A 14,773-nucleotide genomic window follows, 5' to 3' on the forward strand; every position below is an offset into this window, starting at 1 on the left:
CAACGTCAGCTCTCGTCATCCATGCGATCAACGTCATCAGTCGATTCTGCTCGAACGGCGTGATAGTAGGGCGTGAACGCGAGCAAGAACGCCATCCACCACGCGTACAGTGCCGCATCACCGCCCGACTCAGCCTCATCCAGGAGACCGTGCGCAACGCGGTTGCGCAGGTTCGGGCCGGTCGGCCCGCAGAAGAGGGCTCGAATGTTCCACGCGAGGTCCTCACCGAGAACCTCATTCGCTTCCGGAAGCTCCATGAGCGCGCTCAGCCCTGGCTCCATCTCCGTGTCATTGGTTTTCAGGTTGCGCGTCTCAACTCCGCTCGCCTGCAGTGCGCCCCGCACGCAGGCTTCGATCGTGGGAGCAAGTATGAACAGTGACTCGGTCACCCGCCCGTAGTAGCCGTGATGGAGCCCGCGGGCATAAAGGCTCTTGCGGTCCGCCGGCACGAACCCTGAGGCGGAGACGATCACCTCGAAGTCCCGGATGTCGAGTCGGTAGTTCGTCGAGAATTGCATCACCGCTGGCCGGATGTGCGCGGTCGCGATCGCAGCAACGTGCAGTGAGTGGTTCTTCACCATCTGCGCCCATCGACTCGGATCGACGCCGGAGCGAAGCCTGTCTTCGTCTGTGCTGTGGACTTTCCGCGCATCGTCCGTAATTGTCGAGCTCGGCACGATGTTCAAGAGCCCCGTCTGATTGGAGGACTGGAGCGCGTCTTCGAAGGTCTGGAGCGGGGCCGCCGAAAACCACCTAGCGAGACCTCGAATGAGGTCGGTGTCGTTCGCGATTGCTTCCGCCTGCTCGACGATCGGAGACAGGTCGATCGGACCGCTGCGGACCTTCTGCATCTCGCCAAGCGCGCGCTCGCCAGCCACCCGAATCAACCTCGGGAGCTTCCTGACACGCTTTCGTGTGCGCTCACTTCGGAGGTGCCGCGGAACCTCACGGTAGGAGCTGTAGGCATTGCCTAGGAAGTTTCGCGCGACGAGACTCGAGTCTCTCCGTCGCTTTGCTTCTTGCCACCACGTATCGCCGATCGCCTCTCGACTCGGTGCCGCTAACGCGTCGGCGTCATTGCCCCGTCGCCACCGGATCGACTCTTCGAGGAGCTGAACCTTCGCATGGGCAGTGAGCTCGGCGCTCGCCAGCGCGTCGAGCCTGTCGGCGATCTCTGCGGAGTGGCCGTTGAAGTAGCGGGCGCGTCGCATCGCCTGCGCGACGTGCCACGCGGCGATGGGCTTGCCGCCTCGAAAGGCTTCGAGCGCCCGGGCTGTAAGTGCCTGAACGCCGTCATTGAGGCGGTAGCGACCCGCTATCTCAGCGGCGCGGATCCACATCTGCATCAATTGGTCGTCGGGGTCGGGTAGCAGTGAAAGTGCCGCAACAATCTCGGCGTGCTGCTTGGCGAGTGAGAATCGCCGACCCCGATCGCTCTCTCGAACTAACAAGATGTCGCACATGCGCGCCGCGAGCACGGATGGAGGAACCTCTTCAAGAAGTAGGCCAAAGAACTCGAGCGCTTCATTGTCCAGGTCGTCGGGCAACGCCGTGCGCTTGCCTCCGAGTGACATCAGCGGCGTATACGGGCTATCCCAGTCAGACCCGTCGAGCATCATCCCGGCAATTGCCGAGAGGCTCCGATACGCGTGCGCCCCTGCGGACTCGCTGTCGAGGTCATCCGCGAGCGCCTGGAAGCGACTGTGCGCGTCGATTAGCGTGTCGTCGCCGACGATTGCATCCACATCGATCGCAGCGAACATCTCTCGTGCCGTCTTCGTCACCGGCCGAGCGTATCGAGTCTGGCCGACTGCCGGCGACACGCCCGAGCAGCCGGTCACGGCCGTCATGGACTTAGATCTCCGCTACGCGAGGAATGCCATACCGATTAGGCCACACCGACGCCCGTCCGCGGAAACGCTGGATCAGTGTCGAAGCGAACCAGACCCGAGGATGCGGCCTGGAGCCACTACGCGGGCAAGCTCGCCACGAACCTTCAACGGCTCCGCCACGAGCGCGGGCTCAGCCAGGAGGACGTCGCATACCGGTCCGGCCTGACGCGCTACACGTACCAGAAGTACGAGAAGGGCGAGTCGAAGCCGGGAACGCCGGCGAATCCGACGATCCGCACGCTGCTCGCGATGTCGCAGGCGCTGGACGTCGATCTCACTGAGATTCTTCCGCCCGACGCGCCCGACCTTCGGCTTCGCTGAACTCGAAGGCGCGCGACAACTCACGGTGCACGTCGGCGCCGAGCGCGGTGAGGGCGAGTGGCTGACCTCGGAACGCACGGTGGATCAGCGGGCCACCGGCATCCACCCCGATCCGTCTCATCTGGTTCGCGAGGATGCTCAGCGTCACTCCGAGCTCGGTCGCGGCGGCCGTCATCGTGCCGTGGCGGGCGACGACGAGGAATCGATCGGCGCGCTGTGTGGCGTCCTGTCCGACGAGGATCCGGCGCAGTAGCGGCGAGTCGCCGGCGCGTGGGTCAACCCGGATCGCGGTCGCTCGGCTCGCGCTGCCGCGGACTCGGCGCGGGATCCCAGCGGCCTCGAGGTGGCGGTTGATCGTGGTCATCGTCACGCCCACCTCCGCGGCTATCTCAGGGATGGTGCGGCGCTCGTCGATGTAGCGGCGCCGCAGCCACTCCACATCGATGTCAGCCCTCCGTCGACCGATGCGAATCTCGACGCCGACCTCCTCGAGCACGCGGCTGACGGTCTGACGGGCGACCCCGTGTTCGAAGGCGATCTCTCTCACCGACTGCCCCGCGGAGTACGCCGCGACCGCGCGGGTCGGCTTCACTGCGGCCCGGGCGGGGCGAGCTTCCGGCCATTCGCCCCCGCCCGATGCGGCGACATCTACAATCACGCCGGCGAGGTCGAGGTCCGGCATCCATTCCACGGGCTCATCGATGTGCCGCGCCTTCAGGAATGCAGTCGCCGAGTCGTTGAGCTCACGGGAAACGACTTCCGGCAATCCGTCGCGAAACGAGCGAACTTCGGCGAACGAGGGGAAGCCGGCCTCTTGAGCGAAGGGCGCCCGCGCCACGCGATTGCCGCTCAGTAGGGCGTAGAGGTGCGCGCGGGCCGTCTGCCACCGCCGATCCCCACCGGGCAGGACGTTCGCCATCCGGCAGATCTCGCGCCACTCGTCGCGGGGCAGGATGCCGGAGTAATCGATGACCCGCCGGCGTGCGAAGTCGATCGGCGTCGAGGTCTCATCGAGGAACGCGACAAGCCGAGCGATCGCGCGGATAGTGTCGGCCTCGGGTGCGTTGCGGCCGAGAGACCGCATGACGTGGCTGACCTGGCGTCCCTGTGCTGCGGGATCGAGGAGCTTGATGGCCGAGCCGTGAGTGAGGCGGGTGCCCACGAAGACCACGGCTGCCGCCAGCGCACCGCCGGCGATCTCCGCATCCAGGCGCCGTGGTGCGAGGCGTGAGGTCCATTCGGGCCACAGGACGGCGGGAAGCTTTGCGGCTCTCGCGGCCGGATCCACCACCGACATCGTCACCGCCTGAAGGGTCGCAGTAGGACGCCTCATTCGACCGAGCGCACGGCTTACGTGGTCGCGCAGTGGCGGGGAGTAGTGGTCGAGCGCGGTGTGGACGCTGACGCGTCCGCGCAGCAGGTCAGTGACCCGGTCGCCCGACTGCAGCGCAACGAAGGCGATCGTGTTGCCGAGAGCAACTTCTCGGGCAGTGCTTGGCCGCAGATCCACCTTGCCGGTGCGCTTGTGAGACGCGATCGGTCTCACGTCAACCTGGCCCGCAGGCATCCACTCGAAATGCTCTCCGTCGACGAGCGCTTGTCGTGCCGCGCGTGACAGCAGCAGCATGTCGGACAGCACCTGGACGGTGCTCGGTCGACCGCCGGCGTAGATGCCGAACTCGCCGACGCCGGTAGCGATGACCCTCAAGATCGCACGTTGCGCTTCGCGAGTCTCGGAGTCCGCCGCCACGAACTCCTCGCTCGAAGTGAGATCGACTCCGCAGCGCGCGCCTAACATCGGCGGCTCGGTCGGCGGTCTGTTGTGACAGTGCCCGGGTTCCGGAACGATCGTGAGGGGATGGGCGAGGAGCCGGGGCGGTTGGCCGCAACCCGGGCACCGGTCGACGAGTAGACGCTTGTGGCGTTGGCAGGCGAAGCCGAACGGGAACTGCCAGGACAGGCGCCAGCGGCCTCCCGAGTCGGCGAGACACTCGGGGCAGTAGCGGGCGGCTACTCCCGTGGCCGGGCAGGACGCGCTGATGCGTCCCTGAGGCGTGAGGCGGATGGCGTTCGCGGCGAACGTGGTGCGGGTCATCGCGCGGAACTCGTCGCCCGACCGGCCGGTCGCCAGCTCGAGGTTGCTGAGCTGCTGAGGTTCGAGCGCAGTGGACCAGGCCCGTGAAGATTGGGATCCAGCGGCGGGAACCTCGTCGCTCCCGATCAGTCCGAGCGCTCGAGCCATCTCGCCGACAGTCGCCCCATAACTGTGGGCCATGAACTCGACCCAGGAATCGAAAGGTTCATCCGGGAGCGGCATCGCGACGTGGAGCAGGCGCCGGAGGCTCATGCGACGGACCGAGGCTTGCTCCGCTTGGCCGCGAGCTTCTTCTCCTCGAGCTCCATTGCAACGACCTCCCGCGCATCCTCGGCTGCCACGTCGATGTCGATCTCGTCCAGCACCGCACGGGTCAGTTCCTCAGTGCCGTCACGCATGGCGTGCACAGCACCGAGGGTGATCAGCTTAAAGAGCGAGCCGATCATTCCGGTTGAGCGTTCGTAGAGGTAGTCCGCTTGCTCACGGAGCATGTGCGGTCGCGCGTTGGCCAGCACAAGGCGCGCGTCGATCGCGCCCAGCAAGGTCATCCAGGTCTTTCGGTGCTCACCGACCGGGTGCGCGAATGGCGGGAGGGTCAGGCGTGTCCAACGCCGCGCGATCTGCGACATCGCGAGCTTCTTGTCGGTCTTGCTTTCACTGAGCAGCCCTGTGCTGCTCATGTTGACGCCTGTGAAGAGGAAGGTCGCCGGGTACTCGTTGGCGAGCCACTTCAGCTCGTTGGCCAGCGCGACTCCCTCGTCGGTGTGGATCTTCAGGAAGTGCACGTCGTCGACGATGATCAACCGCGTGCCGTGACGGCGAACCGACTCGGCTGCCAGCGCAGCCAGGTTTCGGTTGCGCAGGTATCGGCTCCTCGAGGCGTCGGCGGAAGGATGGTTGTAGAAGTTCAGGATGGACTCGTTCAACGCACGCGTCGTCGTGTTCCCGGAAAACGCCACCCTGCAGACGGGGATGTGGAGCGTCTGCCCGTCGTCGAAGTCACGTCCGTGCCGCAGGATCTGCCGTTGGTGAAACGCCCGCCCGAACGCGTCGACGGCGGTGGTCTTGCCGAGCCCGGGCGGCGAGTCGATGACCGCGGCGCCCTTCACCCGAGACGGGCCCTGTTGGTTCGCATCGAGCAGGTCCCAGAGGCGTCCGTTCAGCCTCACGACCTGCGGAGTCTTCACCAGGAAGTTCGCGTGATATCGCTCGCGGTGGTAGTCGTAGGCGACACGCTCGTCCTCGCTGAGCTCCTCGATCTGTCTCGCCGACAGCCGCTCGGGCTGCTCAAGGGCTGGCGCTTCGGCGAAGTCCCGCCACCCCTCCCAGCGAGAGAGGAGTTCGTCGCGCTCGAGCGGAAGGATCACAGGTCCTCCAGGAGGTCGATGTCGTCGAGGTCCTCTTCGATGAGCTCGTCGGCGGTGAGCGCGAGCGGATCGTCGTTTTCGCTCGCCTGTGCTGGTGAGAACGAGACCATGCCCAGCTCCTCGCTCAGATCCGGTCCAGCCGTCTGCTGCGCGATCTGCTTGGCGATGTGCGGGAAGAACGGGCTGTCTGGGCCGTCCGCGGTCTCGGCGAGCTGGGCAGCCAGTCGCGCGCTAATGCGCTTCTCGGCAGGCGTGCTCGCACGGCCGGCACCCCACCGTTCGAGGAGTTCACCGAGCACTTCGGACACATTCACACCGTTGCGACGGTCGAGAGCGATGCCCTTGGCGTACTCGAGGGCGTCGAAGCTGAACGGCACCGGGACCTTCGGCGCGTGCTCCCAGCGCAGCACGTGCCAGGAGTTGTCGTCGGGGTCGTTGAAGTAGATCTGCGAGAAGTCGTCGGGGTTCACCGAGAACTGCCACTTCCGCTTGCTCTTTGCCATCGCCCGTGATCGGTCGTAGTACTTCCCGACGATGTCGCCGTTGTAGCGGAGAGTGCCGACCTCGACGCCGTAGTGGTTGAACTTGCGCTTCACGACGGGGAGCATCTCGAGCAGCAGGTTCGGGTTCGATGGGACACGGATGCGGCCGGCCACCGCGATCCCCTGCTCGAACTTCTGAGCGGGGCTCATCTTGGCCGCCGGCAGCTGCGAGTCGACAAGTCCGTCGTGCGGGCGAACGTGGTAGATCGTCGCGATCCACTCCCGCAGGATCTGCTCCAGCTGCGGGATCGTGTAGACGGCTTCCACCTCGGGCGCCTCACCCCGCGAGGCGATGTCTGAGCCCTTGTAGCCGGGTAGCTCTTGCAGCACCTCGTTGATGGTGCGGAACCACCGTTCCACCCACGCCTTGTCGGTGCCGGTATAGACGTGCGCGGGCTGGATGGAGATCCCGAGTCGCTGGCACACGCTCGCCACGTGGATCGACATGAATGGCTTACCGTGATCGATGATGATCGTGTCGGGAAGGATGCCGGGTCGGCGGAACCGCAGCGCCTTGAGGTTCTCGACGTCGATAACGATGTTCTCGGGTACGCCGTGGAACGGCCAGGTCGCTCGGTCGCCCCACTCCGCCGGCATCTCGCGCGGCATGAGCGCTTCCATCAGCACTCCCGCGACATCCACCGCCTTGGTCGAGACGGGCGCAAGGCGAAGCCCGAGGATCGACCGGTCGTAGAGGTCGAGGGCAACGGTCAGCTCGGCGCGTATCCACTTGCCGGTGACCGGCGCGACGCCGAAGACGTTGAGGGGTGTGGTGTCGAGGACGACGTACTCACCGGGTCTTGTCGCGACCAACCGTCCGTACGGCACGGGCGGCCGTGTGTCGATGGATCGTTGCGCGCGCATGCTCGCGCCGAACGTCCCCTTGCCACGGGTGAGTTCGGCGACCGCGTCGCGAGCGGTCGAATCGGAGGGGATCCGCACATCGGCATCCGGGTATTCCCGGTTGACCCTTGCCAGCACGATCGCGAGCGTGGTCGTGACGCTGCGCTTGGCGCCGCGCACGTTCTCCTCAACGACGCGCCGGCACATGTCAACCCAGCGCGGATCGAGGCCGGAGAGCGCCGGCGTCCACGATGTCTTCCGGAAGTCGAGCAGCGCGAGATCTTCGCCCTCGTCGAACCGATCGTCCCAGCGCTTCAACGTCTTCGGACTGACTCCGAGCTCTGCAGCCTTGGTACGACGACGCTGGTGAATGGTTGTGAGCTTCGGGTTGTACTCCGGTCGAGGCTCGTGCGGCTGAGCGAGCGTCGGCAGCCCCGACGCAAAGCCCGTGCGCATCTCGCGGATGTGCGCGGCCTTTGTTCGCGCCTCATCGCGTTGCGCTTCCGTCGCGTCCGCCCAGATCAGCGCGAGCGGTGTGAGTGCGACCTCCTCCGACGGCAGTCCGAATGCGTCCATCGCGTCGCGAAGGAGCTCGACGAGTCGAACCCGTCGGGTTCTCTTGGCGCCGTCGACGAGGACGACGGCATCGCCGGCGATCTCGATGACGGTGCAGAGACAGCCGTCGTACGAGACGGTGCTGCCGACCCGGATTTCAAAGTTGTGGCTCATGGCATCTCCAATTGGGTGTGGTTGGCAAGGGCGGAGGTGAGGTCGCAGAGAATCAAGCGGCGCCAGAGCAGGTGCAGCACGACCGCTCGCGCATAGGGAGCGTCACTCAAGGCGGCGCCAGCACTCCGCAGACCCGCGCCGAGTGTGGGTGCCTCGCGAGTGGCTTCCTCGACCAGATCGACGTCTCGCTGAGGGAACTGCCAGCGACGCCTGTAGCCCGCGAGGAACCGGATGTTGGAGAGCAGTGCAGGGGCGGGTTCTGTGACGATCCGGTATGCCCACCCGCGCGACTGGATGATGTCGCCCGCCCACCGGAGAGCACCCGCGATGTCAGGATCCTCGAGCCGGCGCTTGGGCTTGACTTCGATGACCGTGAATCGGTGGTCGTCGTGCTCAATCAGGTAGTCGGGCACGTAGCTTCGCTCGACACCGTCGCGGTCGGCGATCAGCTCGAACGGCTGCGAGGCGATGCGAACGGCCCGGTGGTCGAAGTCCTCCAGGAGTAGCGCCGCGAGTTCGAGGCGGCTCTCGTACCCGACGAAGCCCTCCGTCGTTGCCGACCAGTAGCGCCCCGGGTAGTGGCGCTGTCCGCGATGCCAGCGGAACGTCCGCCGAGGCTCGGCCTCGAAGACATGGGGGGCGTCCAGGTCCGATAGCTCGCCCCGTTCGAGGTCATCCCGATCGAATCTCAGCGTGTAACCCGGCAATGACGTCGTCATGGTGACCTCCTAAAAGTCACGAGCCTAGAGTCATAATTCTTGACTCTTAACGTACGGAGGTCACCTACGTTCCGCAGCTTCGACACGCGGTCCGAGTCCTTCGTGTTTGAGGCTTCTCGCACGCCGAAGGATGCGGGTAGTGAATGTGACATTTACGCTGGGGGCGTCAGCTACACAACACGCGCCACGCCGTTGGATTTCGCCCTGCGATGCTCCTCCTGCGCTGAGCGCCTCATGCGAAAATGAGGCGGTGGAGACCATGCCGAGCGAACAGAGCGAGGAGCTCTCGAAGCTTGCCTTCGGCAGCAACCACATGCTCGCGCTCATGGCCGAGATCGCGCGTTCTCCCGACGGGAAGTTCTCCACGCCGTCCGTGGCAGATGCCACGGGGCTGTCGACCAGTACGATCCACGCCTTGCTGAAGCGCCTCAAGCAGCTGGGACTTGTCCGGCGGACCGACGAGGTCACTCCTGAGCGGATCAGGATCTACCAGCGTGCGGTGCACCCGACATGGGACTACGCACTGCGACTCGAGGCCGAGGCTGACGCGCGCGCGGCCGGAACCTTCACGATCCAGTGGGAGCCAACGACGGCGGGGCGGTAGCTCGACCTGCTACCGAGCACCGGAATGCCTAATTGGTATGGCATCCTTCCTCTATGGGCGTCGTTGAGGATCGCTACGAATCGTTCTCGACCGCCGCGGAGGACCCCTACCTGGGCGCGCTCCTGGGAACGATCGAAGAGCCGGCGGGCGCCTCGACCGCAAACAGAGCCGGCCTGCTCACTCTCGCGTGGTGGGACCAGCATGGCACTGGACCAACCCGCGCTGAACTCATCGACGCCGTCTTCGAGATCGACGACTGGGATGCCGCGATCGCGGACCCGGCACGCACACTCCTCGAACGCCACGAGCAGGCCGACCTTCTCCAGCGCTGGCTCATCAGCTATTGGACCAGGCTCGGAACAATCTCGTTCATCCCCGGACACGACGACATCGTGGGAGCCGATCTGGAAACGCCGCGAGGTCGTCCCGACGATCCTCGAACCGCGCTTGCTCAACGTCGTCCGTCTGCACCTGGGGCCGCAGGTCGACGCGCTGCGGCCGTTCCCGTGGCAGCCCAAGAAGGGCGCGATGTCGACCGAGGGCTCGGACCTCGGCCTTCCCGCGCGGGTGTTCCCACAGTGGTTCCGATGCACTGGCTGCGACTACCTCGGCCCACTCACGCGATTCACTTACACGAACACCCATCCGTTCCGGCCCGACCTCGCCCAGTTCACTCACAAGCCCTGCCCTGGTCGCGGCGGTCGAGGACGCCGCGAGGGAAGCCCCGCCGTCCCTGCACAGCACCTGCTGACCTGCACCAACGGACATCTCGACGAGTTCCCCTACACGCTCTGGGTTCACCGGGGCCAGAGGTGCCCGAACGCTGAGAATCCCGACCTGAAGATGCGTGACGCCAACGTCGGCAAGAGCGTCGGCTCCACGATCATCTGCCAGTCGTGCAGCGCCACACGCGGCATGGCCGAGGCCCAAGGAGCGAAGGGGCGGCTCAAGCTGCCCCAGACGTGCCGGGGACGCCACCCTCACCTCGGCGCATTCTTCCCCGGCTGCAAGGCGCGGCCCGCGCTCATCATGATGGGAGCCTCGAACCTGTGGTTCCCCTCGACGCAGAGCATCATCGTCATGCCGCGCTCCGACGCCGAACAGAAGGAAGCACTCGCCGACCACCTTCGTGTCGAACTCGGCATCGACCAAATTCGGCAGTTCGCCGACCAGATCCCGGTCATCCGCGCACTGGCGGGCGCGCGCAACATCGACGTCACCGGACTCACCGACGACGACATCGCCATCGCCGTCGCGGACGTGCTTGCACCGCCCGAGTCCGAAGAAGACCGGGAGGAGCGCCGCGCCAACTGGGACCCGATCGAACTACTCATCCCCGAATGGCGCTACCTCCAGAAGCCGGCCTTGTTCCCCGAACAGCAGAACAACACCGGACTCATGGTCACCGAGATGCAGCGCGGCACAGAGCTGCACCCCCGCGTCAAGCGCGTCGTCGGCGTCAACCGGATGAAGCGGGTCAATGCCGTCCTCGGGTTCACGCGTCTCGACGAGATGGATCGCGTCAACGACGTCGCATCCCGCCTGGTCGACTTGACCCGCATCGGCAAGCCCACCTGGGTCCCCGCCACGGAAGACCGCGGCGAAGGCATCTTCCTGCAACTCGACCTCGACGCCGTCTCTCAGTGGGAACGGCACATCGAGACCACCCCGCTCTGGAACTCCCACCTCGAAGCCCACCGCCGGAACTTCGCCCGCCGCTTCTCCGAGACCGCCGCCACCATCAACCCCGACACCCGCCTGCCCGGGCCGCGCTACTGGCTCGTCCACACCCTGTCGCACATCCTCATCCGCGAGATGGCCATGTACTCAGGCTATGGTGCTGCCAGCCTGACCGAGCGCATCTACGCATGGCGGGACGAGCCCGGACGCGAGGCCGCGGCGGGACTGCTCATCTGCACGACCGCCTCCGACAGCGAAGGCACTCTCGGCGGACTGGTGGCCTTGTCGGAGCCGGAGCAGCTTCAGGGCATCGTGCTCTCGGCGGTTCGCCGGGCTTGGCGCTGTTCCTCTGACCCGGTCTGCGCCCAGCGCACGCCGTCGGACCCCGAGGACTTCCTTCATGGCGCCGCCTGCCACACCTGCTGCTTTGCCTCCGAAACCTCGTGTGAGAAGGCCAACCGCTTCCTCGACCGACGGTTCCTGCTCGACCTCCCGACCGCGAACGGACCGACCGTGCCAGGGTTCTTCGGCAACTATGGCCTCTGACCCGCTTGCCGAACTCGGCACCTTCCTCACCGCAACCGAGGCGGAGCGGCTCGCCCTGCAGTTCGAGACCGGCACGCCCGTCAGCGTCGCCGTCCGCGAGATCGCGATCAGCCGGCGCGAACAGGTGAAGGACCTGCTCGCCGCCTCCGGGTTTGGACCCGGCGACCGCGAACGTTCCACCAGTGTCCTGCGCGCGATCGCCGGCGCAAAGACCGTTCTGCGCGAGCTGACCCCGGTATGGACAATGCCCGGCAACGAAGCCAACACCGGCCACCTGACAAGCGAGTTCCACCGCATCGTCGGAGCAGCACGGCAGTCGGTTACGGCGGCGACCTATAACTTCCAGGACACGTCACAGATGTGGACGGCGCTGAAGGCAGCGTCCGAGCAGCCCGGCGTCGTCGTCACCGTCTACGTCGACGCCGCAGTCGCCGGCGCCTCGACGGTCAAGGCGCAGCTCCCACGAGCCACGGTGTACCGCTCTGCGCTCCTGCCGAACGGCAAGCAGGTCGTCAGCCACGCGAAGTTCATCGTGGTCGACCACGAGCTGCTCCTGATCACCAGTGCGAACTTCAGCTACTCCGCCGAGAACCGCAACGTCGAGTTCGGCATCCTCGTCCGCGATACTGCCCTCGCCACGTCGGTCGAGTCCGCCATGACGAGCAAGCATGGGTCGCTCTACGAGCTCATCAACGCCTGATCCGTCAACGCCACCAGAGGCACGAGATCGCCGATGTGTAGGTTCCCGCTCGAGATGGCGAGGAATGCCGCGATTCCACGGTAGTTGGCTGGGGTTTCGGGTTCAGGATTCCGCGAGTAGTGGCGGATTCTTACAAGAGCTCATGGCCGTCGCGGCGATCGGCTACACACCATGCAGCGTGTCCGAACCGGCAGCGACGCGCTCTCCCCGGCCGCAGCAGCGCCCCCCGACGTGAACGGGAATACTCTCGTCAATCGGGGAGCTCCGGCAGGCGTCATCCTCCGCCGGGCAGATGCTCGAGGTGCCCGATGGCCTCCTCGAGCAGTTCGGAGACGTGGTCGTCGAAGAGCGAGTAGTGGATGTGCCGGCCGTCGCGCGTGCCAAGGACCAGGCTCAGATGCCGCAGCAGCCGCAAATGGTTCGATGTGGTCGTCTGTCCGATGTGCAGCTGTTCGCTGAGGTCGGTCACGGTGCTCGGCTGAACACTCAGCGCGCTCAGAATGCGCAGCCGCACAGGTGACGCCAGTGCCTGCATGATCTCGGCGAGACGCTCAGCATCCGCTACGGACAGGGTGCCTGCTTCCCGACGCGTCTCAGTACCGGCCATGCTCACCATTGTGCCCTCCGACCACGATAATCATTCACAACTACAATATATCATGATCTTGTGATGTATCCTGGTCGCATGACTGCTTCTTCCCCGACGACTACCGCGCCCGCTGCGGAGACGCACGACCATTCCCACGGTTCGGCCCGGTGGGAGCTGTGGTTCGCGATCGCCGCGGGCGTGACCTACGCCGGCGGGATGATCGCCGAGTTCGCGTTGGGGCTGCCGATGGTCGGGTGGCCGTTGGTGTTCTTCCTCGCCACCTACTTCTTCGGTGGGTTCTTCACGTTCCGCACCGCGATCGCCTCGACGATGCGAGGGAAGTTCGAGGTCGACTTCCTCATGCTGGTGGCCGCGATCGGCGCCGCCCTCATCGGCCGGTGGGCGGAAGGGGCGGTGCTGCTGTTCCTGTTCAGCCTCGGCCACGCGCTCGAGGAATACGCCCTCAGCCGTGCCAGCAAGTCCATCGAGTCCCTGGCCGAGCTCGCTCCCCGCAGCGCCCTGGTGCGCCGCGGCGGGGACGAGCCGGTGGAGGTGCCGGTGGAGGAGATCGTCGTCGGGGACATCGTCGTCATCCGCCCGAACTCCCGCATTCCCTCAGACGGGTTCGTGATCTCCGGGGTGTCCGCGGTGGATCAGTCCGCGGTCACCGGGGAGTCGATTCCGGTGGAGAAGGAGCCGGTGGCCGACCCGGAGCGGGCGATGCGCACCGTCGACACCCTGCCCGCCGCCAACCGTGTGTTCGCCGGCACCGTGAACGGGTCCGGCGTGCTCGAGGTCGAGGTCACCGCGACCTCCGCGGACTCGACGCTCAGCAAGGTCGTCGAGCTCGTCCGCTCCGCCGACCAGGCCGCCTCCCCCACACAGCAGTTCATCGACCGGTTCCAGCGTTGGTACGTGCCCGCCGTGATCCTCGGGGTCGCCGTCACCCTCCTGATCTCCTGGCTCGCGTTCGCGCAACCGTTCCCCGACGCGTTCTACCTCGCCATGACCGTGCTCGTCGCCGCCAGCCCCTGCGCGCTCGCGATCGCAACCCCGGCCGCGGTGCTGGCAGGGGTCGCCCGTGCTGCGCGTGCCGGGGTGCTCGTCAAGGGCGGCGCCCCGCTCGAGACGCTCGGGCGGGTCAAGGCGATGGCGTTCGACAAGACCGGCACCCTGACCTGGGGTGCCCCCCGGGTGACGTCCGTCACCCCCGCCGCCGACGTGCCCGAGTCCGAGCTGATCCGCACTCTGGTCGCTGTCGAAGCGCTCAGCGATCACCCGCTGGCCGAGGCGATCGTCCGCGACCTCGAGCCCCGCGTCCCCCAGGCCGAGCGCCTCACCGCGACAGACCTGAACGCGGTCGTCGGGCGTGGCGTCACGGCGACGATCGACGGCGAGCGGGTCGACGTCGGCAACCTGCGCATGTTCGACGAGCAGCAACTCGCGCTGACCGGCACGCTCGCCGACGCGTACACGCAGGCGCGGGACTCCGGGCAGACGCTGATGATCATCCGCCGTGGCGACCGGTTCCTCGGCATCGTCGGCGTGATGGATGCGTCCCGCGCGGAGTCCGCCCAGGTGCTCAGCGCGCTCCGGGGCGCGAACGTGGGGCAGCTCGTGATGATCTCCGGCGACAACCAGCGCGTCGCCGACGCGGTCGGCCGGGAAGTCGGCGTCGACACCGCGATCGGCGAACTGCTCCCCGAGGACAAAGTCGCTCAGATCACCCGCCTCGCCGAAACCCACCGACCGATCGCGATGGTCGGCGACGGCGTCAACGACGCCCCCGCGATGGCCCGCGCCGACGTCGGCATCGCGATGGGCGCCGCCGGCTCCACCGTCGCGTTGGAAACCTGCGACATCGCGCTGATGAGCGACGACCTCGGCCGCGTCCCGTTCGCCGTGCGGCTCAGCCGCGCCACCAGCCGCATCATCCGGCAGAACCTCATCGCCAGCCTCGCGATCGTCGCGTTCCTCATCCTCGCCACCTTCCTCGGCCTGAACATCGGCGCGGTCGTACTCATCCACGAAGGCTCCACCCTGATCGTCGTCGGCAACGCACTCCGCCTGCTCAACTTCGAGCGCGGCAAAGAGCACCACGGCATCGACCACGAAGACAGGCCCACCGCTTGAGAGACTCAGCCGG

The 14,773-nt window shown here is 66.3% G+C and carries 11 protein-coding genes; 5 read left to right on the forward strand and 6 right to left on the reverse strand.

Annotated elements, in window-relative coordinates:
* Positions 1 to 5: 5 nt before the first annotated feature.
* Positions 6 to 1,784, reverse strand: coding sequence for a DUF4209 domain-containing protein (locus ACXZ1E_RS08520; RefSeq protein ID WP_330170730.1), 1,779 nt, complete (start codon positions 1,782 to 1,784; stop codon positions 6 to 8).
* A gap of 144 nt (positions 1,785 to 1,928) precedes the next feature.
* Here ACXZ1E_RS08520 and ACXZ1E_RS08525 point away from each other — a divergent pair, with 144 nt between their 5' ends.
* Complete coding sequence (locus ACXZ1E_RS08525; protein ID WP_458040131.1) at positions 1,929 to 2,213, forward strand: helix-turn-helix transcriptional regulator; 285 nt, start codon at positions 1,929 to 1,931, stop codon at positions 2,211 to 2,213.
* Here the strand turns inward: ACXZ1E_RS08525 and ACXZ1E_RS08530 are convergent.
* From ACXZ1E_RS08530 to ACXZ1E_RS08545, 4 genes are read right to left on the reverse strand one after another with little or no spacing between them, the layout of a single operon-like run.
* Positions 2,167 to 4,560 carry a TniQ family protein gene (locus tag ACXZ1E_RS08530; RefSeq protein WP_458040132.1) on the reverse strand — a complete coding sequence of 798 codons (2,394 nt, stop codon included), beginning with the start codon at positions 4,558 to 4,560 and terminating at the stop codon, positions 2,167 to 2,169. The genes ACXZ1E_RS08525 and ACXZ1E_RS08530 overlap by 47 nt on opposite strands.
* Positions 4,557 to 5,675, reverse strand: coding sequence for an ATP-binding protein (locus ACXZ1E_RS08535; protein ID WP_330170733.1), 1,119 nt, complete (start codon positions 5,673 to 5,675; stop codon positions 4,557 to 4,559). The genes ACXZ1E_RS08530 and ACXZ1E_RS08535 overlap by 4 nt, the downstream gene beginning before the upstream one ends.
* Positions 5,672 to 7,789: a hypothetical protein gene (locus ACXZ1E_RS08540; protein WP_330170734.1), complete on the reverse strand. Its 2,118-nt coding sequence runs from the start codon at positions 7,787 to 7,789 to the stop codon at positions 5,672 to 5,674. Before ACXZ1E_RS08540 ends, ACXZ1E_RS08535 begins: the two co-directional genes overlap by 4 nt.
* Positions 7,786 to 8,508, reverse strand: a complete 723-nt coding sequence (locus ACXZ1E_RS08545; protein ID WP_330170735.1) for a TnsA-like heteromeric transposase endonuclease subunit — start codon at positions 8,506 to 8,508, stop codon at positions 7,786 to 7,788. The genes ACXZ1E_RS08540 and ACXZ1E_RS08545 overlap by 4 nt, the downstream gene beginning before the upstream one ends.
* A gap of 259 nt (positions 8,509 to 8,767) precedes the next feature.
* Here ACXZ1E_RS08545 and ACXZ1E_RS08550 point away from each other — a divergent pair, with 259 nt between their 5' ends.
* From ACXZ1E_RS08550 to drmC, 3 genes are all read left to right on the forward strand, one after another.
* A complete protein-coding gene (locus ACXZ1E_RS08550) occupies positions 8,768 to 9,112 on the forward strand; it encodes a MarR family transcriptional regulator (RefSeq protein WP_330172064.1) in 345 nt (114 codons plus the stop codon).
* Between the two features lie 261 nt (positions 9,113 to 9,373).
* Positions 9,374 to 11,338: a DrmB family protein gene (gene drmB, locus ACXZ1E_RS08555; RefSeq protein WP_458040133.1), complete on the forward strand. Its 1,965-nt coding sequence runs from the start codon at positions 9,374 to 9,376 to the stop codon at positions 11,336 to 11,338.
* Positions 11,328 to 12,038 carry a DISARM system phospholipase D-like protein DrmC gene (drmC, locus tag ACXZ1E_RS08560; protein ID WP_330170736.1) on the forward strand — a complete coding sequence of 237 codons (711 nt, stop codon included), beginning with the start codon at positions 11,328 to 11,330 and terminating at the stop codon, positions 12,036 to 12,038. The genes drmB and drmC overlap by 11 nt, the downstream gene beginning before the upstream one ends.
* Before the next feature lie 274 nt (positions 12,039 to 12,312).
* Here the strand turns inward: drmC and ACXZ1E_RS08565 are convergent, their stop codons facing one another.
* Entirely contained in the window at positions 12,313 to 12,645 is a 333-nt protein-coding gene (locus tag ACXZ1E_RS08565) for an ArsR/SmtB family transcription factor (RefSeq protein ID WP_045246029.1), read from the reverse strand.
* Positions 12,646 to 12,723: 78 nt separating this feature from the next.
* Between ACXZ1E_RS08565 and ACXZ1E_RS08570 the strand changes: the two genes are divergently transcribed.
* The gene (locus tag ACXZ1E_RS08570; protein WP_048809453.1) at positions 12,724 to 14,760 is read left to right on the forward strand and encodes a heavy metal translocating P-type ATPase; all 2,037 of its coding nucleotides are present in this window, start codon (positions 12,724 to 12,726) and stop codon (positions 14,758 to 14,760) included.
* Positions 14,761 to 14,773 lie beyond the last annotated feature (13 nt).

The sequence above is a fragment of the Pacificispira sp. HM-600 genome, assembly GCF_977993705.1.

Bases quoted from the DNA above. Each gene is read 5' to 3' on its own strand.
- ACXZ1E_RS08570 (WP_048809453.1), top strand. From the start codon at position 12,724: ATGACTGCTTCTTCCCCGACGACTACCGCGCCCGCTGCGGAGACGCAC.
- drmC (WP_330170736.1), top strand. From the start codon at position 11,328: ATGGCCTCTGACCCGCTTGCCGAACTCGGCACCTTCCTCACCGCAACC.
- ACXZ1E_RS08565 (WP_045246029.1), bottom strand. From the start codon at position 12,645: ATGGCCGGTACTGAGACGCGTCGGGAAGCAGGCACCCTGTCCGTAGCG.
- ACXZ1E_RS08530 (WP_458040132.1), bottom strand. From the start codon at position 4,560: ATGAGCCTCCGGCGCCTGCTCCACGTCGCGATGCCGCTCCCGGATGAA.
- drmB (WP_458040133.1), top strand. From the start codon at position 9,374: ATGCCGCGATCGCGGACCCGGCACGCACACTCCTCGAACGCCACGAGC.
- ACXZ1E_RS08550 (WP_330172064.1), top strand. From the start codon at position 8,768: ATGCCGAGCGAACAGAGCGAGGAGCTCTCGAAGCTTGCCTTCGGCAGC.
- ACXZ1E_RS08545 (WP_330170735.1), bottom strand. From the start codon at position 8,508: ATGACGACGTCATTGCCGGGTTACACGCTGAGATTCGATCGGGATGAC.
- ACXZ1E_RS08540 (WP_330170734.1), bottom strand. From the start codon at position 7,789: ATGAGCCACAACTTTGAAATCCGGGTCGGCAGCACCGTCTCGTACGAC.